25 protein-coding genes are annotated in these 22,374 nt (G+C 42.5%); 11 read left to right on the top strand and 14 right to left on the bottom strand.

Translation table 11 applies throughout. From position 1 onward, the window contains the following. Positions 1–12: 12 nt before the first annotated feature. The 4 genes from BM736_RS13265 to BM736_RS13280 form a co-directional block, all read right to left on the bottom strand. Complete coding sequence (locus tag BM736_RS13265) at positions 13–1,104, bottom strand: TRAP transporter substrate-binding protein (RefSeq protein ID WP_076412914.1); 1,092 nt, start codon at positions 1,102–1,104, stop codon at positions 13–15. A gap of 528 nt (positions 1,105–1,632) precedes the next feature. Further along, positions 1,633–2,997 (bottom strand): TRAP transporter large permease subunit, encoded by a 1,365-nt coding sequence (locus tag BM736_RS13270; protein WP_076412916.1) that lies wholly within the window; start codon positions 2,995–2,997, stop codon positions 1,633–1,635. Next, the gene (locus BM736_RS13275; RefSeq protein WP_076412918.1) at positions 2,997–3,536 is read right to left on the bottom strand and encodes a TRAP transporter small permease subunit; all 540 of its coding nucleotides are present in this window, start codon (positions 3,534–3,536) and stop codon (positions 2,997–2,999) included. Before BM736_RS13275 ends, BM736_RS13270 begins: the two co-directional genes overlap by 1 nt. 205 nt (positions 3,537–3,741) lie before the next feature. After that, entirely contained in the window at positions 3,742–4,041 is a 300-nt protein-coding gene (locus tag BM736_RS13280) for a BolA family transcriptional regulator (protein WP_076413050.1), read from the bottom strand. Between the two features lie 195 nt (positions 4,042–4,236). Between BM736_RS13280 and BM736_RS13285 the strand changes: the two genes are divergently transcribed. Further along, the gene (locus BM736_RS13285; protein ID WP_076412920.1) at positions 4,237–5,022 is read left to right on the top strand and encodes a hypothetical protein; all 786 of its coding nucleotides are present in this window, start codon (positions 4,237–4,239) and stop codon (positions 5,020–5,022) included. A 96-nt stretch (positions 5,023–5,118) separates the two neighbouring features. Then, positions 5,119–5,913 carry a LysR family transcriptional regulator gene (locus BM736_RS13290; protein WP_076412922.1) on the top strand — a complete coding sequence of 265 codons (795 nt, stop codon included), beginning with the start codon at positions 5,119–5,121 and terminating at the stop codon, positions 5,911–5,913. Between the two features lie 42 nt (positions 5,914–5,955). Here the strand turns inward: BM736_RS13290 and BM736_RS13295 are convergent, their stop codons facing one another. Then, entirely contained in the window at positions 5,956–6,618 is a 663-nt protein-coding gene (locus BM736_RS13295) for an alpha-ketoglutarate-dependent dioxygenase AlkB (protein ID WP_076413052.1), read from the bottom strand. A gap of 407 nt (positions 6,619–7,025) precedes the next feature. Between BM736_RS13295 and BM736_RS13300 the strand changes: the two genes are divergently transcribed. Continuing rightward, positions 7,026–8,288, top strand: coding sequence for a methyltransferase (locus BM736_RS13300; RefSeq protein WP_076412924.1), 1,263 nt, complete (start codon positions 7,026–7,028; stop codon positions 8,286–8,288). Positions 8,289–8,503: 215 nt separating this feature from the next. On the opposite strand, the gene BM736_RS13305 is transcribed toward BM736_RS13300, so the two are convergent. From BM736_RS13305 to BM736_RS13315, 3 genes are all read right to left on the bottom strand, one after another. Further along, on the bottom strand, positions 8,504–9,067 hold the full coding sequence (locus tag BM736_RS13305) for a porin family protein (protein ID WP_076412926.1): 564 nt from the start codon (positions 9,065–9,067) through the stop codon (positions 8,504–8,506). Between the two features lie 425 nt (positions 9,068–9,492). Further along, positions 9,493–10,578 (bottom strand): DUF2804 domain-containing protein, encoded by a 1,086-nt coding sequence (locus BM736_RS13310; RefSeq protein ID WP_076412928.1) that lies wholly within the window; start codon positions 10,576–10,578, stop codon positions 9,493–9,495. A 109-nt stretch (positions 10,579–10,687) separates the two neighbouring features. Next, a complete protein-coding gene (locus BM736_RS13315) occupies positions 10,688–11,266 on the bottom strand; it encodes a porin family protein (RefSeq protein ID WP_076412930.1) in 579 nt (192 codons plus the stop codon). 167 nt (positions 11,267–11,433) lie between these two features. Between BM736_RS13315 and BM736_RS13320 the strand changes: the two genes are divergently transcribed. The 4 genes from BM736_RS13320 to BM736_RS13335 all read left to right on the top strand — a co-directional run bounded on the left by BM736_RS13320 (position 11,434) and on the right by BM736_RS13335 (position 14,741). After that, positions 11,434–12,000 carry a YajG family lipoprotein gene (locus BM736_RS13320; RefSeq protein WP_076412933.1) on the top strand — a complete coding sequence of 189 codons (567 nt, stop codon included), beginning with the start codon at positions 11,434–11,436 and terminating at the stop codon, positions 11,998–12,000. A 48-nt stretch (positions 12,001–12,048) separates the two neighbouring features. Further along, the gene (locus tag BM736_RS13325; RefSeq protein ID WP_076412935.1) at positions 12,049–12,645 is read left to right on the top strand and encodes a peptidylprolyl isomerase; all 597 of its coding nucleotides are present in this window, start codon (positions 12,049–12,051) and stop codon (positions 12,643–12,645) included. 150 nt (positions 12,646–12,795) lie between these two features. Continuing rightward, positions 12,796–13,122 carry a hypothetical protein gene (locus BM736_RS13330; RefSeq protein ID WP_076412938.1) on the top strand — a complete coding sequence of 109 codons (327 nt, stop codon included), beginning with the start codon at positions 12,796–12,798 and terminating at the stop codon, positions 13,120–13,122. A gap of 197 nt (positions 13,123–13,319) precedes the next feature. After that, positions 13,320–14,741, top strand: coding sequence for an MFS transporter (locus BM736_RS13335; protein ID WP_076412940.1), 1,422 nt, complete (start codon positions 13,320–13,322; stop codon positions 14,739–14,741). 191 nt (positions 14,742–14,932) lie between these two features. Here the strand turns inward: BM736_RS13335 and BM736_RS13340 are convergent, their stop codons facing one another. The 4 genes from BM736_RS13340 to BM736_RS13355 form a co-directional block, all read right to left on the bottom strand. Then, the gene (locus BM736_RS13340) at positions 14,933–15,541 is read right to left on the bottom strand and encodes a glutathione S-transferase family protein (RefSeq protein ID WP_076412943.1); all 609 of its coding nucleotides are present in this window, start codon (positions 15,539–15,541) and stop codon (positions 14,933–14,935) included. Positions 15,542–15,556: 15 nt separating this feature from the next. Next, positions 15,557–16,600, bottom strand: coding sequence for an NADP-dependent oxidoreductase (locus BM736_RS13345; protein WP_076412945.1), 1,044 nt, complete (start codon positions 16,598–16,600; stop codon positions 15,557–15,559). A gap of 21 nt (positions 16,601–16,621) precedes the next feature. Then, on the bottom strand, positions 16,622–17,050 hold the full coding sequence (locus BM736_RS13350; protein ID WP_076412948.1) for an organic hydroperoxide resistance protein: 429 nt from the start codon (positions 17,048–17,050) through the stop codon (positions 16,622–16,624). Positions 17,051–17,139: 89 nt separating this feature from the next. Then, complete coding sequence (locus tag BM736_RS13355) at positions 17,140–17,829, bottom strand: type 1 glutamine amidotransferase domain-containing protein (RefSeq protein WP_076412951.1); 690 nt, start codon at positions 17,827–17,829, stop codon at positions 17,140–17,142. 150 nt (positions 17,830–17,979) lie between these two features. On the opposite strand from BM736_RS13355, the gene BM736_RS13360 reads away from it, so the two are divergent. Together BM736_RS13360 and BM736_RS13365 are read left to right on the top strand one after the other, a co-directional pair. After that, positions 17,980–18,882, top strand: a complete 903-nt coding sequence (locus BM736_RS13360; RefSeq protein WP_076412953.1) for a LysR family transcriptional regulator — start codon at positions 17,980–17,982, stop codon at positions 18,880–18,882. Between the two features lie 366 nt (positions 18,883–19,248). Continuing rightward, a complete protein-coding gene (locus tag BM736_RS13365) occupies positions 19,249–19,482 on the top strand; it encodes a hypothetical protein (protein WP_076412955.1) in 234 nt (77 codons plus the stop codon). Between the two features lie 45 nt (positions 19,483–19,527). On the opposite strand, the gene BM736_RS13370 is transcribed toward BM736_RS13365, so the two are convergent. Then, on the bottom strand, positions 19,528–20,013 hold the full coding sequence (locus BM736_RS13370) for a YajQ family cyclic di-GMP-binding protein (RefSeq protein ID WP_076412958.1): 486 nt from the start codon (positions 20,011–20,013) through the stop codon (positions 19,528–19,530). Between the two features lie 200 nt (positions 20,014–20,213). Here BM736_RS13370 and BM736_RS13375 point away from each other — a divergent pair, with 200 nt between their 5' ends. Together BM736_RS13375 and BM736_RS13380 are read left to right on the top strand one after the other, a co-directional pair. Then, entirely contained in the window at positions 20,214–20,579 is a 366-nt protein-coding gene (locus BM736_RS13375) for a VanZ family protein (protein WP_076412960.1), read from the top strand. Between the two features lie 21 nt (positions 20,580–20,600). Further along, complete coding sequence (locus BM736_RS13380; protein ID WP_076412963.1) at positions 20,601–21,563, top strand: ketopantoate reductase family protein; 963 nt, start codon at positions 20,601–20,603, stop codon at positions 21,561–21,563. A 26-nt stretch (positions 21,564–21,589) separates the two neighbouring features. Here the strand turns inward: BM736_RS13380 and BM736_RS13385 are convergent, their stop codons facing one another. Next, on the bottom strand, positions 21,590–22,354 hold the full coding sequence (locus tag BM736_RS13385; protein ID WP_076412965.1) for an ABC transporter substrate-binding protein: 765 nt from the start codon (positions 22,352–22,354) through the stop codon (positions 21,590–21,592). Positions 22,355–22,374: the final 20 nt, after the last annotated feature.

A 22,374-nucleotide genomic window follows, 5' to 3' on the forward strand; every position in this document is an offset into this window, starting at 1 on the left:
CAACATCTAAAATCATTGTCTCAAACGACTATATGCATCTTCTGAAATAAGATGATACTTTCTCACCCCTGCTTCATATGACATATAAGCTTCATAGACTTTTTGCATGGTTTTATCTTGCTTAGACTGCTCTTTAATCACCACTTTAGATACTTCAGCTAATTCCCTCATCACTTCATCGGGATATTGCTTGATCACCACATTATGCTCATTGATAAGCGACTCCAGCGCAGTAACATGACGGGTAGTATATTCATCCAGCATATCTTGATTTATGGCCCGAGCAGCAATTTTTACGATTGATTGCAGATCCGCAGGTAAAGTCGCGATAGCTTCCTTATTAATGAGGAACTCAAGTGTGGTTCCAGGTTCATGCCAGCCAGGGTAATAATAAAACTTGGCCGCCTTGTGTAGGCCGAAGGCTAAATCATTAAAAGGCCCTACCCATTCTGTAGCATCAATAGCGCCTGTTTGCAGTGCCGTGTACAACTCTCGCCCAGGTAATGTAACTGGCACGCCACCAACACGCTTTAACACCTCGCCGCCAAGACCTGGTAGACGCATTTTAAGCCCTTTGAGATCTTCCATGGAGTTAATCTCTTTATTAAACCAGCCCCCCATCTGCACCCCAGTATTACCCCCCGCAAGCGGCAATATACCAAAAGGCTCATAGACCTCCTCCCAAAGCGCCATGCCGCCACCATAATGTAACCAGCCATTCATCTCCTGGGCATTGAGACCAAATGGAATAGAAGTAAAGAATTGTGCAGCAGGCGTTTTACCTTTCCAATAATAAGCAGCGCTGTGTCCCATCTGAACGGTACCTTGGCTCACGGCATCAAACACTTCAAATGCAGGCATCAATTCACCAGCACCATATACTTTGATTTTAAGCCGCCCATTGGACATTTCATCGACAAGCTTCGCAAATCGCTCAGGCGCCATGCCAAGACCAGGAAAATTTTTCGGCCAAGAGGTTACTAATTTCCATTCAATTGCATCTGTCGCAGGCGTGATCTCAGTGCTGACCTGTTTCTCCTCCCCACCGCAGCCCAAGAGCAGCAAACCTGCTAATGAGAGTAAAAGTAGCGTTTGGTTTTTCATATCCTATTCCTTTATCTGACAATCAATAAACACTCTAATTTGTCTTACTCGTTGATTAATTCCTTTCTCGTTACGCCATATCCGATGCCTGACCCAATACCAGTGCAAACACCCTAACTTGTCTTACTCGTTGATTAATCCCTTTCTCGTTACGCCACATCCGATACCTGACCCAATACCAGTACAAACACCCTAACTTGTCTTACTCGTTGATTAATCCCTTTCTCGTTACGCCACACCCGATACCTGACCCAATACCAGTGCAAACACCCTAACTTGCCTTACTCGTTGATCAATTCCTTTCTCGTTACGCCACATCCGATACCTGACCCAATACCAGTGCAAACACCCTAACTTGTCTTACTCGTTGATTAATTCCTTTCTCGTTACGCCATATCCGATGCCTGACCTAATACCAGTGCAAACACCCTAACTTGTCTTACTCGTTGGCTAATACATAGACCTAGTTCCTAGAACCTAATACCTAACTACCTAACAAACTCAATGTTAAAACAAGCGCAACACTCCTCACCGATAGATAAGTTCAGGTAACCAGGTCACCAAAGACGGCCAGATACTCAACATAATCATTAGCACAAGCTGTATGACGACAAACGGGATCACCCCACGGTATATCTGACCACTGGTAACTAAGTCTTTAGTCACGCCCCTTAAATAAAACAGCGCAAAGCCAAATGGCGGAGTCAAAAAAGAGGTCTGTAAATTTACCGCGATCATAATGCCAAGCCAGATAGGATCTAAGCCCATGGTCAGTAAGATTGGCGCCACTAAAGGCACAACCACAAAAGTGATCTCAATAAAGTCGAGAATAAAGCCAAGAAGGAAGATCACTAACATAACCAACAAGGTTGCACCTATGACACCGCCAGGCATGCTATTAAAAAGCTGATGGATCAGCTCTTCCCCCCCCAAGCCTCGAAACACTAAAGAGAAAATTGAAGCACCGATCAAAATAAGGAACACCATTGAGGTAACCTTAGTGGTGTTAAGCATCACCTCTTTTAAAATAGCGAGTGACATCTGCCGTTTAACCATAGCGATAACGAGGGCACCAAAAGCCCCCACAGAGGCAGCTTCTGTTGGCGTTGCAACGCCAAATAAAATTGAGCCTAGTACCAAAAAGATAAGTAATAGTGGCGGAACCAATGCATTGATGACTTTTAAAATAAAGGCAAGATCCACTTTTCTTGACTCGGCAGGCATAGGAAACTGCTGCGGCTTAACTCTAATCAGTATTAAGGTATATAAGCAATAAAGTGCGAGTAACAACAGGCCAGGAAGTAGCGCGCCCGCAAAGAGGTCGCCCACAGAAACTGACTTAGGACTATACACGCCCATCTTTAACTGCGCCTGCTGATAGGCATTAGAGAGCACATCCCCTAGCAATACCAAAGCGATTGAGGGCGGAATGATCTGACCTAACGTGCCAGTCGCGCAGATAGCCCCTGCACTAAAAGCTGGATCGTAACCACGCTTTAACAGCGTTGGCAGCGACATCAACCCCATAGTCACAACAGTCGCACCGACGATACCGGTACTGGCCGCAAGCAACATACCCACAAAAAACACACTAAAAATTAAGCCACCACGAAGCTGGCCAAAGAGTTCAGCCATACTCGTGAGTAACTGCTCAGCCACTTTTGATTTTTCAAGCACAACCCCCATAAACACAAAAAGAGGCACCGCCATTAAAATAGGGTTGTTAATCACCCCAAATAACCTGTTAGGCAAGACGCCGAGTAAACTGCTATCGAAACTACCTAGCATCTCACCAACAAAAGCGAACATGAGCGAGACACCGGCTAACGTCAAGGCAACGGGGTAACCTAGCATCAGTACTAGGCAGACAATAATAAAGAGTAAAATGGCCATTATTGTTCAGCCCCACTGTTGCTATCATCTTCACTTTTATAAAGAGAAGGACCATCCCTATGAAGCAGAGCAAGGCCATGTTTTGTTAATTCAACAGCCCCCTGAAGCAATAGACTGACGACCAACAAGAGCAGTAGGCTCTTTTGCAAATAGACATAGGCTAGCCCACCGGCTTCAACGGATGTCTCCGCATACTTCCAGGAAGCTAATACATAGTCAAAACAGCTATAGGCAATAAATAGCGAAACGGGGAAAAGTAAAAACAGAGTACCGAGAAAGTCCACCCAGTGGCGATTACGAGAAGAAAAGTGCCGATAGAAGATATCAACCCGCACATGTCCATCATGCTTAAGCGTGTAGCCTGCAGCTAAGGTAAACACGGCTCCGTGCAGATAGAGAGCCGACTCTTGTAACGCCGTCGCCCCCGTATTGAACAGATAACGCAGCACCACAACGGCTAAGGTCATCAATACAATAAACAGGGTACACCAGCTAACACCTTTGCCTATTAACTCTGTTAATTTCTCTAGTTGACTCATCCATTCTCAACATAAAAAGCACGATTAACATATTGATAACAGAATTATGGGGATAGATAAACAAAAGCTTGAATTGCAAAAGAAGGATACTGACGAGGCAAGAAGAAAAGGCTTTGGAGCGGTAGGACGATAAAAGGCGCGGGCTGTATAGTCATAAAGGTTTTAAGCGTAAAAGCTTAAAACCTTATTTTGTAGACTTTAAATGCTAACCTTTACATTTAGGAGAGTCAGGCACGTTTGACTCTTCAGCCCACTCTTCTGGCGTGAAAGTATGCATAGATAAGGCATGTAACCCATTAGCAAACTCGTCACTCAGCGCTTCATTAACCGCTCTATGTCTGCCAATTAACCGCTTACCTTCAAATGATGCACTGGTAATAATCACCTTAAAGTGCGTTTCTGAATTAGGAGGCACATGATGGTTATGGCTCTCGTTAATCACTTCCAGATGACTTGGCGATAAGGCGGCGGTGAGTTTTTCGGTTATGAGCTGCTCTACTGACATAATAATTTTCTCAAACATGTAAAATGCGATGGCGGCAGATTACTTGCTCATCAATCAAAGGTCAACGTTCCTCCTCTTAAAGGCGATATCAAACGCGTTATATCGAACCACGTTGGAATATCGGATATTCCTAATATCATACAAGCTTCCGGTAAAGTACTCGACATAGTAACAACGACTAGTAACGGAAACACGATGAAAACTAAGCTACCAGCACTACTACTGCCTTTAGCGTTAGGAGCTTGTGGCTCAAGCTCATCAGATGAAGGCTCACTACCACCGCAAATGTCGCCTTCACCCGAAAACCCAATTTTTACAGCCCCTGCTAACCCTATTGAACATGAGAAGCCAATTAATCCAATTGAAGGTGAAATTCAGCAGCCGATTGAGGGTGACCCAGACCACCCAATTGAACGTGAGAAACCTAATAATCCACGTTATAAATGCGCCAATGACCACAGTTATGAGTTTGATGGACGCTACTATAATTTTTACTCAATAAAAGATGACTCACCATTTAATGCCTGTGATCAAAGCTCACTACAACAGGAGAAGGTGATTAGTTTGCGCACCAGCGACATAAGTAATGACATCTATGTAGTAAAACTTACATCAGGGATAAGTTTAAGCTATCTAAGCCTTGAGCAAGGGTTCTCTGAAGTGGAGATCATCAGTTTTACTCGCTATTTAATTGATGGAGAGGATGAGTCTGAAGGAGCTCGTAGTGTAGAGAAAAATGTCTGGAGCTATACCCATTTCCATAATGAGGAGATGAAGTATCTCTGCAAATATATGGAACACAGATTCGAAACCGAAGATGCAACAAAAACTGAAATCACCAAGATAGAAGAAACTGAATGTTTCATCACTGAAGATAATATCGACTATAACCCTTTTAACGCTGAGTACACTTTAATGCAATCTATGACATTTTTCAGACAAAAGGCAGACATGGAGCTTCTGCTTCAGGAGTCAATCTAATTTGAGTAACAAGTGGTGCGAGCGCATCACTTGTTTCAATACAGAACAAAAAAAGGTTATAAATAGATCATAAAACATCTTTTACTAAAGGCACCTATGAAGCAGTTAAACCTCAATGCTTTAACCGTATTTCTCACCCTATACCATTCAGGTTCAACCCAAAAAGCAGCCCTAAAGCTTGCACGTTCGCAGTCTTATGTCTCCAAAGTATTAGCGCATTTACGAGAGGAGCTTGATGATCCACTTTTTATTAGAACCTCCTCAGGGCTCGAACCGACAAGCTACGCTAAAGTTATCGCACCCAAAATCAAAGAAGCCATGGAGATGATGCGATTTGCAATTGAACCAGAGAGCTTTAACCCACTAGAAATTGATAAAATCACCATTCATTTGGCTGCCCCTTTTATCGTTCCAATCGGTAAACAACTCATTCAAACGATTAGAAGTCACACCCCAGCAGTTATCGAGTTAAGGGAATGGACGCCGCACTCAGAAGCATTGCTTAATGAAGAGCTGGTAGATTTAGGTGTTCACGCACTGCAAGAGAGGCCCCAAAGTATCTATCAGCGTAAAATCATGTCAGTTAGTGGCCAGTATATAGGAAATAGAAAAGGGGAATTCGTTAAAACCATTGTAGATAATTACAATGAAAACAAAAGTATCTATCAACAGATGGACACAGACATAAAACCCGGAATAGTGATCGATAATTACTACCTGCTTGAGCAATTAATGGATGAACATTACAGCTATAGCTTTGCAAATGATGATAATAAAACCAACACACCTACAGATGTTGCCGTAATATGCAAAGCCGCAAGACGCAATTCACCTAAAGTTCAATGGCTGATGAATATTTGTACCCCAGTCATTAAGCAAACCACATGGTAACTCGCCCTCACCTGATAGAGTAAATTGTAATACCCGCCCTAATCAGCGATTAAAAAAACCGGGAATAATCTGCCTAAAGGTATAGTTAATTCTTGGCTCTGTTACTTTCATCCGCTTAGGCAACGCATGCTCCCACTCCTCTTGCATCGGCCAATGCATAATCAAGAGGTCCCCAGATTTTAGCGAAAATGTTATCTTCTCTTGAGTCTGTTTATGCCTAACTACAAAGTCTCTAGCTGCACCAAGTGTCAGTGATGCAATATCACTACCGGTTACGAACTCTGGCTCATTATCACAGTGCCAGCCCATGGACTCCGTCCCGTCGCCATAATGGTTAACTAAGACGCCATTAGATAACAAATTAAAATCGCGCTGCAGTTTTTGCCTTAACCTGTTGGCATACTTGGGCCACTGCTGAGCCTTTACCAATAAGCCTGAATAAAATGTGTCGCAGTTGCTGTCAGCAAACCAAGCTTGGGATCTTGGAATTTTATGTCGCCTACCATACACAGCAATTTCTGGCGATTCGAATGGGTAACGAGCAGCCTCCTTAAGTAAAGCTTGTTGCTGCTCAAAGTTAAGGTAGCCAGATATTAGCGTTACAGGAACGCCTAAGCATTTAACATCAACTGACTGTTCATGAATGTGTAAGCTTTCTTCACTCAACTCACCAAAGCCTTCTAAACCTAAGCTCTCTTGTTTCATATCCTCGCTACTCATAAAGCCATCACTCAAAGAAGCACAACATTTTCCAAGCGACACTCACAGGACATATATTATACCAATCAGTATAAGAAAGTGATCAACTCAGAACTATTTTTGGCAAACTCACTCGAGGCGAATAAATGATGCAATGGTGATCCCTTGTGATCTTGTTCAACGAAGAAATAGGTAGCCAAAAAAGTTCCCAAGGGCGAGTTTTAACGGTTTTTATGCGCTGTTAACGAACTTGAACCTAGAGCAACTATGCCCTTCATTCGCTGCCTTACCTCAGAAGCGCTAGACTCCCGCTGAGCGATCACACCTTTATACTGATTGATATTATACTGATTGGTATTGAACACTAAATCTGCGATAATGCGCGCCCTCATTTTATTGGCGAAGTTTGACTTATGACAACTCATTTTTCAGTAGCGGATATCGAACTTGAATTACAGCGATATCCTAGCAATCAGGAATCAAATTTACAGGCATGGGATGCTGCAGATGAACACCTGATTAAGCACCTCTGTGAAATTGAACAATCTGCAATCAGCACAGCCATCATCAATGATAACTTTGGTGCATTAACGGCAAGTCTCATCTCTATCGATAAAGATTGGCCACTGTGCGTTGAGACTGATGCTAAAACAAGCCTATTAGGCGCGCAGCAAAACTTAGCAGCAAACCAAATCGCTAGTGATAAGATTCGTTGGTTTAACAGCCGAGAGGTGATGCCAACATCCCTTGAGTTAGTGCTAATGAAGCTGCCTAAAAACCTGACCTATTTCGCCCACCAGCTTAAGCGGTTATCTCAGGTGTTACCTGAAGGCACTCAAGTTCTGATAGGTGCCAAAGCCAAATCGATTAATAAGTCTCTATTAGAAGTGTTGGCTAAAAACTTAGGCCCCGCCAGTGCGAGCTTAACGTGGAAGAAAACCCGAGTCATCACCTGTATCAGTGATGGCAAGGCACGTTCGCTGCCCAAAGAAGTTCTTTGGTCTATTCCTGAGCTTAAACTAGATATTAGCAATCTAAGTAATGTGTTTGCCGCTAACAAGTTAGATATCGGTGCACGTATCATGATAGACAATATGCCTAAGGGTGACTTTAAGTCTATTATCGACTTAGGTTGTGGCAATGGTGTCTTAGGCTTACATGCCAAACAATTGTTTCCTAAAGCCTATGTCCACTTTGTCGATGACTCTGAGATGGCGATAGCATCAGCCAAGCAGAACTGGGCCCTCAACAAATTAGATACTGAAGGCTTATCAGGTGAGCAAGCCACCTTCGGCTGGGACGACTGTTTGACTCACCTTAGTGACGGCGTTCGCCCAGATTTGATACTGTGTAACCCCCCTTTTCACCAAGGTGAAGCCATTACCGATCACATCGCTTGGCAGATGTTCTTACAGTCTTGGCGCGCCCTGAAAAATGGCGGTATTTTACATGTCGTCGGTAACCGACACTTGGCCTACCATATTAAACTGCAACGCATCTTTAAAAACTGCACTACGGTAGAGTCCAACGGCAAATTTGTTATCTTACAGGCACAAAAAATCAGCAAAAAAGCTGAGCCATTTGAGGCTCAAGGCTCTGACTTGAACAATGACGCTAGTGACACTCAAGCTGATGAACCACATCCACAGAGTGGGCTTTATGGCGCAAGGAAGTAACTTGCTCGATAGCAAGTTACAACTCTCTTTTTAAATAGGGTTCATTGGACTGACGTTGTATTTGTTAGTCTGCTATAAACCCTAGCTGTATTGATATCAACCGCCGGACAGGCGGTAGGTTACATAAAAGACAAAACCTTCAAGCATAAATACCAATATCAAAACAGCTCAATGAGCCCAGCAAAAATGTAATCAGCCTTCATTCGAAGGCTAAACTAAAATTGATAACTCACACCGATACTGAAATTTTGTACGATAAGCTCTTGGATTGGCACGTACTGGTATTCTAGGTTAAGGCCTACACCTGATTGAAAGCGTATCCCCCAACCTACTGCGCCATAGAAATCTGTGCCGTCTGTTTCAATACTCTCTGTAGTACCGCTACCAAAAACACCTGAAACATCATAGTTAAGCTGATTGGCACTAGCCCCTAGCTTGGCATATAAGCTATTACTTGCAGACAGTGGCACTTGAGCATAAACAGCCGCACGCACTCCTTTATAACTGATATTATCCACGGTGGAGAAAAAGCTGGTAAATACACTCGCGACGCCGCCACTGCCGCTGAACACACTCCCCTCTAAACCGAAGTTATCATTGAGCATATATCTATAATAAACATCTATGCCAACGCTATCTCCACCACCGTATTCCTCACCATTAGCTGCTTCAAAATCTTGACCACCATAACCAACATTACCACCAATAATATGATTCGACTCTCCAGCCAACGCGCTAAAACTCAACATAGATGTGAGTACTATCGATAACAACTTCATTAAAAATCCCTTTTCCTTAAATAGAGGCCACGTGCCTGTATAAGCGACGTGGATCAGACGGTTCTACTCAGCAAGTGCCAATAACGGCACCAAGCCAAGTGGAGGGATAATAATTCAAGGGGTGGGATAACAACCGTGATCTAAGTCACACTCGCCCGTCTTGCGTAACCTAACAACGAAATAGGTATCAAGGATAAGAGCGTAAATGTCGAAATATCTATATGCATTCGAACATTACGTTTAGACAAATCTCGCTAAAACAAGATTCTGAAATGCCATCAAAGTGAAAAGTGCATGCCCAGCACTAGGAAGCTATTGGTAATTGATAATTGATAAGTAATAAGGAAAAATGAAAGCGAACTCCCCCATACCAGTTCAGCTAATTACTAGCGCAAAAAATACAGTCAGCCTTCAATGAAAAGCGCTTACCAACGGGCAAAGTGATCTTCGGTTAACCCGAGTACATTATGTAGATGATGTTTTTTACCAAAGTTATCGGTGACATGGCCAGAGTACTCACCGATATATTGTCGGAAGTTACTTTTAAGGAAGATAAGGTTGAGCTTCTCTGAGCGGCAGTTTCTTGGCTGAAAGCTTAACTCTAAATTGCCATCATATGAAAATATTCGCCAAGCAGAAGCGCTGTTATTGGCTCTATCATTGGCTCTGTCATTGTAATGACCTGAATTTCGCTCAAATTCAAACTGCACAGGACCTAAGAGGTGGCGCTCGCCATTGATCCAAAACACATTCTCACAAGCACCCGTTTCATTTACACCAGCAGCCAGGTTAAGCCCCATGATCCCATCGGGAGTGTGGGCATTAATACTCGCCCAGCGCCAACTGGTTTCCCTGCGCATGTAGCCAGCAGAGAAATCATAACCCGCTAAAGCATGGTTTAACGGTTGAGGCTCGCCATGAACCGTCAACGTACCTTTTGGCTTTAATCCATTGTGCTTCTGCGTATAAGTCCAGCCGCTATAGCCTGTTGGCGAGCAAAGTGCGATAGGTAAACTTAAAGGTAATGCTTCAAGCTCAAGCTCTGCATCAATGGTTTTAGTTGAGATGAATAGATGCCATATACCTTCAACTAGATTAAACCTGATCTGGCCTTTACCGCTGCTGATCTGGCCAACGCCTGACATAGGAGAAGGGGTTAATTGATAGCCGAGCCCCAAAGGCTTGAGCCAACTTGTCTCAGTTATCCTATTTTTACTGATGTCATAAAGATAACAAAATGCACTGCCGACATAGCGAATATCAGCAATAGCGACACCTATGATGTATCTGGGCGTCGTTAAACTGACAAACTGGAACTGCTTAAAGTCAAAGTGCCTGCCCATTACGGAAGCAGGCTTATCCATCTCATTGAAATAGTTAAACTCTGAAAGCGAGAGCTCAGCAACCGGACCATCAAAATAGCCATAACTTGGGCGACCGTGCTCATCAATCAGCGAGCTTGGTGCCTCCATGGTAATAATTTGAGCTGTTTTGGTTTGCTCTGTGCTCATTAACCCTTTCCAGTTTCATCATCGAATTTTTACTCTAACCTGATAAGGGCTATTTTAAAAGTATCAAGACGCTATATGGATACGTGGAAAGCAAACGCCAAAAGCGCTATTAAAATGCGTAGTTAACACCAACATTGTAACTTTTTAATGTTAAATTGCTCATTGGCACATGCTGATACTCGGCATTCAAACCTAAGCCATTTTGGAACCTAAACTCCCAGCCGATAGCGCCGTAGAAGCCATTATCCGTTTCGCTCACGCTGACCCTGTCTTTATCTTGGCTAATATCATAATTAATCCATTGATACGCTGCGCCCGCTTTGGCATACAGACTATTACTGGCACTTAAAGGCAGCTTTCCATAGGCCGTAGTGCGTACGCCACGATAGCTGAGTCCTTTAACATCATGCCAGATATCCGAAAAGATACTAAAAGCACCACCAGAGCCAGACATACCACCGACTTCAACACCAAAGTGTTCATTAATCATGTATCGATAGTAGATATCAGCGGTAATGCTATCGCTGAAGTTAGCACTGCCATGCTCTTTTGTTTCAAAATCATGGAAACCATAACCTAAGGTTCCCCCAATATAGTGATTAGATTCTATGGGTTGAGCTTGGATTGACTGACTCAGAAGTAATAAAGGTGCAGTAAGAATAAGCGGGAGAGAAAGCAATTTATACATTGTGGGGCCTAAAGGTGAATCGATAAAACTAATGGCAGCATATTAGCAAAGCTAGCTGTATTAGAGCTTAACGAAAACAGCGCCAGACTTGCTGTGGAATCGCAAACTAATTCTGGTATGCTGATACCACCTAACTTTTGCTCTAACGAAAAAAGAAAATCATCAAAATGAAACGTCTCTTTCTACTGATAACCGCATCTATTTTTCTGTCGGCTTGTGCGAGTCAAACACCAAGTCATATAGCCATACACCCACAAGTGCCTGAAGTTCAAAAACAAAGCCATTCGCGCCAAACGCTAGCGATTGAGACCATAGATACACGCTCAGCAAACTTCATTGTGCGATTTAGTAATAATGATAATGCAGCAAGACTTGTCAGCCCCTCTGAAGCACCAAGAAAACAGTTAGATGAGCTGTTTCGTCAAGGGTTTACCCAAGCTGGCTATCAGGTAGATCCAAGCTCAGTCAACCATATGCAGTTCCAACTAGAGCAACTACTAACAGATGTTGATGAATCAACCTTTGGCTTTGAAGCTAGAAGTAATATCATCATTAACGTCATCGCAAAAAACAGTAACCAAGAACTCACGAAACGATACTCTGCACGTGGCACATTATCTGGCCCATTCAGCGCAGACTTTGCGACCTTAGAGCTTGAAATAAACAAACTATTTGGGCAGCTAACCGCAGATATTCTTAATGACCCAGAACTGAATAGCTTTATTCAACAGTAATCATTCATAACTGCTATTAATGTCAAATAAAATAAACAGGGAAGCCTTATGTTCCATAGATTTAGCGCACTAATTTTACTGGTATTAATCACTTGTATGAGCCCAATAGCTTCAGCTATCGACATTCAAGAAAATACCCTTTACCCACAGGTTGAACTCGACACCAGTATGGGCAAAATCGTCGTTGAACTCGATAGAACACGAGCGCCGATCACGGTCGATAATTTTCTGACTTATGTGGTAAAAGGTCATTACGACAATACGCTTTTTCATCGAGTCATTGCTGACTTCGTTGTCCAAGGTGGTGGGTTAGATCTCAAGCAAGAGGAGAAGCCCTATGACGCTCCTATTGTTAACGAGTCTGGTAACGGCCTATCCAATGCACCAGGCACTATCGCTATGGCAAGAGACAATGACCCTCATTCTGCCACCAGCCAGTTTTACTTCAATGTCGGAGACAATGAAAGATTAGATCCCTCTTCAAGGCGATGGGGATACGCCGTTTTTGGTGAGATAACTGAAGGTGAGGAGGTGCTCGCGGCAATGGCACTTGTTGCAACCGAACATAACAGTAAACTTGATTGGCCAGACTTCCCCGTCGAAGACATTATTCTAAAAAAAGCAACATTACTGCCAAGAAAATAGGGATACGCTTAGGCGTGAAAAATGCCTAACCAATTAATAAATGTAATGAAATATTTTGGAATTCAAATTTGTTCAAAATAATTCACAAATATTGTTCAGAGTTCAATTTTTAGTCCTATACTGATTAGGTTGTAATAAGGAGGCGATTTGATGACCCCAAATGAGTTCATCGATAATAAAGCGCCCCAGTTGGCCCAATATGGAAAAGCGTTTTTGAGCAATCAACTCGATTTTAATGAGGTTCAACTATACCTATGGGACACCCTAGAAGAGTGGCAACAGTTCAATCATCAGGGTGACGCGCAGTCAGATATGGAGAAAGTGTTTTGGCACCTACTGCATGCCTTTGACAAGTGGCCTGATTGGATGATCCGCGGCAATCATTACCTGCGTAAGCAAGTAGATGAGTGTTGTGATTACCTTAATCTTGGTGGCCAAATGCCAAATGGCTGTGTTGGGAGCAGACCTAACTCCTAGTTTTAAAATACTTGAAAAGTAACTGTAAAAACCAAGCCCAAACATCGTGTTTGGGCTTTTTTATGTCCATTTTAAAACAGCAGAGTTTTCATCGTTGAAAATTAAGTACTTAAAATTAATTTACTTAAACTAACTGTCTATAGTCATTCGCTTAGATACATATTAAGCTAGGGCTAACATCAATCAGAATACTTCGCATGTCATCAGCCACTCTTTCTCGAACTGAACGCATTAAAGATGCTCTATCTATCTACATGCATAAGCGTGTACTCGTACTGTTACTACTAGGATTCTCAGCAGGCCTTCCTTTGATGTTGGTGTTTTCCACCCTTTCTTTCTGGCTTAGAGAAGCGGGGATAGATAGGACAGCTATCGGTTATTTTAGCTGGATAGCACTCGCCTATGGTTTCAAGTGGGCATGGTCACCGCTGGTAGATAGATTGTCATTGCCGATTTTTACCCGACTTTTAGGTAGGCGTCGAGGCTGGATGCTGTTTGCACAGCTACTGCTCGTTGGTGCCATTTTGGGAATGTCGTTTAGCGATCCGGTAAAAGATCTTGAACGGTTAGCGCTGTTTGCCTTGATGGTTGCCTTCGCTTCCGCCACTCAAGATATTGTTATCGATGCATTTCGAATAGAGTCTGCCGAGGAGAAGATGCAAGCTGCGCTTGCTGCTGCATACCAAGTTGGCTACCGAAGTGCCATGATCGTTGCTACCGCTGGTGCGTTAACGATTGCGGCTTGGGTTGATCCTGGCAACAACGAATACAATTTAGTCTCTTGGCAGGTCGCTTACCTCATTATGGCAGGGCTTATGTCAGTCGGTATTCTCACCACCCTTTTCAGTAAGGAGCCAAAAGTTGAAACCAAGCAAGCTGATAACCAAGAGACCCAACTAAGAGAAGAGCTCAATCAACGCTACCCCAAAATCGTAGCAGGCACATTATCTTGGCTATACACAGCCAGTGTTTTGCCATTTCTCGACTTCTTTAAGCGTTATGGCAAGAATGCCTTACTCATATTAATGCTGATCTCCTGTTACCGGATCTCAGATATCGTCATGGGAATTATGGCCAACGTATTTTACGTTGATATGGGATTTGCTAAAGAGGAAATAGCTGCAATAAGTAAGATCTACGGTCTGATTATGACATTAGTAGGAGCCGGTTTCGGCGGCTTGCTGCTGGCTCGCTACGGCACCATGAAGATACTATTTCTCGGCGCGTTACTCGTGGCAGTAACTAACCTACTCTTTGCTTGGCAAGCAGTCATAGGTTATAGCGTGCCATTTTTAACTTTAGCCATCTCAGTTGATAATTTCAGTGCAGGTATCGCAACAGCGGCCTTTATCGCTTATCTATCGAGTCTTACAAGCTCTGGATATAGCGCCACCCAGTACGCCCTGCTCTCATCCATTATGTTACTTTTCCCTAAGTTTATTGCAGGTTTCTCTGGTGCCTATGTGGACACCTTCGGTTATGTAAACTTCTTTATCGCCGCCAGTCTGATCGGTTTTCCTGTATTGATTTTGGTCTATATCGTCGACAAACGTACCCGCCATGAACATAATAACGAACTATCAGCCACTCACTCTAATAGCCCTAAACCTGAGGCATAACAGGTAGATTTATTTTCATGCAGATGGCCCCGAAGTGGGGCTATCTGCATGAAAATCTCTATTGAACTGAATTACTGGCTGTTTTGAAGTGACTTATTAACTCATGAACTTATTCACCGATAAAACTGAACCTACTAATTAACTAAAACACAAAGTTGTTCCACTAGGTAATTCGTTAATGGGTCACTTTATTAACCTAGTCTCAATGCCGCTTGGTAAGCTGTGCGGCTTTGCCCCCTTTCTAGGTATTTCTTGGTTTCAACGCGTTGTTTTAATAGTCCTCGTTTATCGGCTATTTCCAGCATGACCGTCATCATAATATCTGCCGCACTAAACTCACTGCCTGCAAAATAAGGCCTAACGGTTAATGTAGATTCAATATAAGAGAGGTCGAGTTCTATTTCCTTAGCGATATACGCATCCATGACCTGATTGCCATCCCTGTCTTCCATCTCCATAAATAAAGAGGTAATAACAGGTAAGCTTAGAGAGCCTTCTGCAAAATGTAGCCACTCTAAGAATTGGTAATACTCGATAGTATTAGCTCCAGGACGGAGTCTGTTCTGAGGAGCATTGTCTAAGATATACTCCATCACGGCTCCTGACTCACATAATGTTATAGCACCGTCAACAATGACCGGAGCCTTTGCTAATGGGTGAATACTCTTTAAGCTGTCTGGCGCTAATTGTGTCTTTTCATCTCGTTGATGCTTTACTAATTCGTAAGGTATCCGCAACTCCTCAAGTAACCATATTACCCGTCTAGAGCGAGAGGCATTTAAATGATGAACAGTGATCATGTACAACTCTCCTATTTAGCTAAAGTTATCCGGCCCAATACGAACCACCAGTTTGCCGAAATTCTTACCTTCCAACAGCCCAATAAATGACGATACGGTAGATTCAAGGCCTTCGACCCTATGCTCTTTATACTGAACCCTTCCTTCAGCAAGCCAGTGGCTCATAGCTTCGCTAAATTCACTATAACGGTGCCCATAATCATCAAATACTATAAAGCCCTGCATTTTTATTCGCTTAACTAATAAGCTGCCCATCAAGGCCGACATTCGATCAGGCCCATCTGGCAATTCAGTCGCATTATATTGCGAGATAAGACCACACAAAGGTATACGTGCACTTGGGTTTAAAAGCGGTAAAACAGCGTCAAACACTTTACCACCAACATTTTCAAAATAGACGTCGATCCCATCAACGCACACTTCAGCTAGCTGCTCAGCCAATTCATCAGAGCGATGATCTAAACACGCATCAAAACCTAAGGTTTCTAAGGCGTACTGGCATTTTTCAGCACCACCGGCTATCCCGATAACCTTACACCCTTTTATTTTAGCAATTTGGCCAACCAAACTCCCAACAGCTCCCGTAGCTGCTGCGACTACGACGGTTTCGCCAGTTTTTGGCTGACCTATGTCTAGTAGCCCCATATAAGCGGTTAGTCCAGGCATGCCTAAAATACCTAATGCATAGGATGGGTTGGCAAGATGACTATCTAACTTAAGTAAACCTATGCCATTCGATATGCTGTAATCTTGCCATCCACCAAAAGAAACAACCCAATCTCCTTGCTGGTAATCTGCATGATTTGACTCTTCTACACGACAAACACTTCCACCAACCATAACGCCGTTTAACGCCACAGGATCTGCATAGGACTTAGCATCATTCATCCTCCCTCTCATATAAGGGTCAAGTGAAAGATATACTGTACGCAACAAAACTTCTCCAGACCTAGGCTTTGGTATATCTGATAGTACAGTTTTAAAGTTTTCCTCTGTCGGCGCACCAAAGGGGCGTGAGGCCAACAGTATTTGACGGTTTATATTTTGAGTCTGGCTCATAACGAATACCTATTCCTTTATTTATAATACGTTTAATGAAACCTGAATATTGCCCCGAGTTGCATTAGAGTACGGACAAACAAGGTGCGCTTTTTCGACCAAAGCCTTAGCGGTATTTTTATCTATATTCCCCAAATAAATACTCAGTTCTGCAGCAATCCCAAAGCCATGAGTAATGGGTCCAATCGATACCTTGGCATTAACATAACTGTCTTCAGGAAGCTTTATTTTCTCCTGAGCCATCACGACTTTTAACGCACCGATAAAACAGGCGGAATAACCCGCTGCAAACAACTGCTCTGGGTTGGTTCCTTCCCCGCCTATGCCACCTAATCCTTTAGGCGTCGATAATGTGATGGCTAAATTGCCATCATCTGACTTAGCAGAACCATCTCGACCACCATGAGTGGTTACATCTGCGGTATAAAGTACTTTATTTAACTCATTCATTTTCAGTTTCTCCTAGACCTAAAAGCTAAAGCTGGCCCATTAACATTCATCAATACACTTAAGACGTTTATCGTTAACCTCTGCCACTCTTATGCCGTTATAGCACTCAATAACTTTTGCGCCGCTAATGTTGAGCTTGCTGGGTTTTGCCCTGAAATGATCAATGAGTCTTGCACTGCAAAGGCTTGCCAGTCATCAACTTTATGGAAGTCCGCGCCACGTTTAATCAATTCATCTTCGAGTAAAAATGGCACGATATCGGTTAACTGCACGGCTTCTTCTTCGCTGTTAGTAAACCCAGAAACCGCTTTACCTTTGATTACATACTCACCGTCTTGGTCTTTAACATTGAGTATCGCAGCTGTCGCATGGCAAACAGTAGCAACGGGTTTATCGGCTGCAAGAAAACTTTGGATTAACTGAATCGAATACTCATTGTCAGTTAAGTCCCATAGCGGACCGTGCCCGCCTGGATAAAAAACAGCGTCAAAATCTTCCGCATTAATATCAGATAAAACACGGGTACTATTAATAAGGCTCTGGGTCTCATCATCAGCGTAATATCTAGCTGTTGCAGGGGTTTGAAAATCTTCTAATTCACTTTTAGGATCGATTGGTGCCAGTCCACCCAATGGAGAAGCTAAAGTTACCGTGATACCAGCATCTTTGAATGTGTAATAGGGTGCAGCAAACTCTTCTACCCAAAAACCGGTTTTCTCTCCGGTATTCCCTAAATCTGCATGTGACGTTAGCACCATTAATATTTTCTTAGTATTCATTCTAGACCTTCATTGTTTCAATTTATAACAAGGGGGGGTTATTTGAAATCTAGTTTACCCCTAGCTCACAGCCCATACAATGCAGATAAAATGAACTTCATTGTATCAACTAGTGATACAATGAACTTTACAAACAGGGAGAGCTGAGCTGTGAATATTTCATTTGAACAACTAAAAAGTATGGTGGTTTTTGCACAAGTTATTGAACAAGGTTCATTAAGTGCCGCAGCCAAGCGTATAGGCTTATCCCGTGCTGTTGTCAGCTACCATATAAAAAAACTAGAAGCCCACTTAGGGATAAAACTGCTTAATCGCTCTACACGGACGATTTCACTGACTGAGGCGGGTAGAGAATATTACCAACACTGCCGCGTTATTGCTGAGCAAGCATCTGCCGCTAACCAACAAATCGAGAACCTAAAGCATGAGCCTGTAGGCATATTAAAAATTACTTGCCCGGTCAATGTAGGCCTACAGACCATAGTTCCTGCTCTCAACGAGTTTCGTACCTTATATCCAAAAATTGAACTCGATATCATGCTGACTGATGAAGTCGTAGATATCATGAAAGAAGGTATTGATTTAGCGATTCGAGGTGCGCCACTACCAGACTCAGGGCTACAAGCCACAAAGCTATCGACGCTAACAACTTGCCTTTGTGGCTCTCCGTCGTATTTTGAAAAATTCGGTATTCCCAAGCATCCATCTGAATTAAATAAACATCAATGGGTAATATATAAGCTCACATCCGGAACAATTGAATTAACCAAAGGCACACGATCTTTCAGTATCGAAGTAAAAGGTACACTTCAGACTAATAATGCAGCAGCGAGAACAGCCTTTGTCGAAGGCGGTCACGGCTTAGCTAAAATTCCCATGTACGATGCCGAACCAAAAATTAAACAAGGAAGCTTAGTCTCTGTACTAGATGAGTATTCGCTGAAAGATATTCACGTATATGGTGTTTTTCCACCAGGCAGTGCTGAGTCCAAAAAACTACGTTTACTGATCGATTTCTTGAAAGGGTATTTCATCAAGCCACGCCTGATTTAACATTATTAACGGATCCTCACTAACACTATTATTCAGGTGTACGATTGGTGTAATAGGAATATTGGCGTTCATGTAACACCAAGCAGTGGAAAAAGAGCGATTCAGAGTAGGTTTTGGCAAAATAATTCGAGGCGAATCTCTGATGGAATGGTTATTTCCTTATGAGACTATTCTACGACGAAATCGGCAGCTAAAAGACGTGGTAAAAATAACTAATTAATGATAAAAAACCAACAGTATTAACAGGCTTCATTCTACGAGTTGATAAATAACTCTATAACCAGCTGAAAAACTTAACTTTAATATTTTGACTCAGTTATTGCTATTTAACATTTTTATAAATATACCGAGATTCAAGGAAAGAATATGGAAATCAGTCAAGTTCTAATCGTCGCTATTGTTTTCTTCGCCATATTTGGTGCAGACTTTTTCAAATATCGTTTACGAATGAAACAACTTGAAGCAAAAATAGATTCTAGTGATAAAATGAAGCTTATTGACGAAGTAGAAAGTGTTAAGCATCGACTTGTAGTATTAGAGAAAATCATTACAGATAAAGGTTATGAAGTCAGTGAAGAGATAGATAGACTAAAGAGTTAACTTAAAAACCATTGGGCACCAGCGTTAGCTGGTGCGACTAAAAAATCAATCTCTAAAGTTATTAAACTGAAATGGCTGACCTAGGTCTGATTCACGTGCCAGTGCCATCACAGCTTGCAAGTCATCGCGCTTCTTGCCTGTGACACGCACTGAGTCTCCTTGAATTGCAGACTGCACTTTGAGCTTGCTGTCTTTAATCTTTTTGACTAGTTTCTTAGCTATTAGGCTTTCGATGCCCTCTTTGAATCTGACTTTTAACGAAAAAGTTTTGCCGCTGTGAACAGCTTTCTCATCAACATCCATTGATGCAGGATCAACTTTACGTTTGCTCATCTGCATACGTAAAATATCCACCAGCTGCTGACACTGGAAGTCATCTTCAGCAGACAAAGTCACCACGTGATCTTTATACTCTATGCTCGCTTCTTTCCCACGAAAGTCAAAGCGTGACTTCAACTCACGTACCGAGTTATCTACTGCATTACGTAGTTCCACTTCGTCAACTTCTGAAACTATATCCATTGATGGCATTACAAGTGTCCTATTCACATTTGTTAGTGGCACTAGTTTACCGTATTTATTTTTACTATGCAGTTAGAGTTCCACTTACGAGCCTATTATGATCGGCAGAATTAATTCGGCTTAATAGGCCCTGATAAACAGGAGTTTTGTGGTGACAACACTTGCTCATTTTTTTATGATGAATCAAACCAAAAAATATCGACAGAATTTTGATATCAAGACGAAATATTTTTAGACTTGCCCTCGCCCTTGCTGTAATAGCTACAAGCTATTTGGTATTTTCAAGGCAAAGCTATCCGCAGCTCATCCCCAATATGGACAAGGTCGGCCATTTAGGGAGTTTTTTCTGTTTATCGCTGCTCACTTACTTAGCTTTCAAGCCGAAATGGTACCTGCTCACCGCAGTGCTTGGCGCTTACGCTGTTTTTATTGAATTAATCCAATCTAGGTTGCCATATAGAAGTGCATCAATAGGTGACTTTATTGCCGATATGACAGGTATATTACTTTTCTATTTTTGCCTTTGGAGTTATCAGCGTTACTTTCAAGCTGCCAAACTCAAAGAGTCCAATTAATTAGCCGTTAAAGAGAGTTAGATGTCTAAAGGTCAGCTTGAGTATCCAACCGATAACGCCTCAATTGCAATTCTTGGTGCCGGTGCGATTGGCCAGCTAATTTATCATCAACTTGCTCAAACAGGCTCCGCGCCCTACTTTATAAGCAAAAGCCCGAGCCAAGCGCTGCAAACTCTTACCTTTCAGCCTCTTGCAGGAAAATTGCAACAATCACAAGCTCAACTGATAAATCTTGCAACAGCAGATTTAAACGAAAGTGAGCAGGTGCTAACTCAGCAGACTGGACTGCTTATCGTTTGTGTCAAAGCATATCAAGTCTATGGTGCGCTTAAAGGTGTCATAGATAAACTGCCAAAGCGCTGCCATGTTTTACTGCTACATAACGGCATGGGGCCGCACCTAGAAGTGGAATCTTTACTATCAGGAAGAGGGCTCAGTTTAGGCACTACATCTCAAGGAGCCCTCAGGGAGGCTGATTGGTACTTGAAACAAACTGGTAGTGGATTAACTCAGATAGGAGTCCTCTGTAAGCCCCTACTTTCCCCTGAGCTCAAACAGCGACTAAGCCATGCGATACCCAATTGTGAATGGTGCGAACCGATTCTACCTTATCTCTGGCAAAAACTTGCTATCAATGCAGCAATCAACCCGCTTACAGCCATTGAGCAGTGTCCTAATGGGGCGCTCGCGGCGCCTAAATATCAGCAAACCATCAATGAGGTTATCAATGAACTCGTTGAAGTTGCACTCGCCACGGGAGTTAAGCTTGATAAGTTAGCACTCACAAACAGGGTGCATGATGTTATAGCGCTGACCAGTAAAAACTTCTCCTCTATGCATCAAGATATCGCAAATGAGCGCTTAACTGAGATAGATAGTATCAATGGGTATGTCGTCAAAATCGCTACTGGTTTTGGGATAGAAGTCCCTGCTAATCAGCAGTTACTCACTCAGGTTAAGAGGCTAGAGTCTAAATACCGATAAAGATATGCATCCTGTATGCTTAGGCCTTATTTCCAGATCTCTAATTGGTAAGACTGCATGATCTCACTGATCACGCCAGCTTGATGCAATTCGTTAATTTTCTTGTCAAAAAAGGCCATCACAGCACGGTTTTTCTCAACACGCAGTTTAGGGGTAAATGCCATATAAATTTCAGTGCGATTAACACAGCCTGCATTTCTGTACGCTAACCCTTTGCCCAATTTTCTTAACTCAAACACCGTTGTATTATGAGTGAAGAGAAAACTATCCATCCTTCCCTTATCTAATTTTGCTGCGCTTTGCTCAATATAATGCTCAAAATAGGGCCGATACTGAAATTGGTCAGGGTGATTGGCAACAAACTCATTTAACTCTTCGATTGAGGTATCAGTAGCAATACCTATCTGCTTGCCCTCTAAAGAATCAACGCCTTGATATTGCCAGTCTGAATCTTGGCGGGTAAAGAAGCACATCCTTTGTATCCCCACCTCTTGATTGGGGTACAGTAAGGCTGGAGCCTCTGCTTTAGCGGGAGATAATAGTGCGTCAACTTTGCCTGTTTCAGCTAAAAAAATCGCTCTACTCCAAGGGTAATAATCAATTTCCAGTTGATACTCACTATCCCGAAAAACAGCTTTGATAATATCAATAACGTAACCTCTACTTTCCTCTTCAGGGCAAAGTTGAGGGCACCAATCGATAGCAGCAACAGTGACAACCTCTTTGGCATTAACAGCCTGATAAGGCATAAACCCAATAATCAATAAGATAAAAAAATAAATTAGCTTCATAAAACTCCTTTAATTACGAA

The sequence above is a fragment of the Shewanella sp. UCD-KL12 genome, assembly GCF_001957125.1.
Lineage (GTDB): Bacteria > Pseudomonadota > Gammaproteobacteria > Enterobacterales > Shewanellaceae > Shewanella.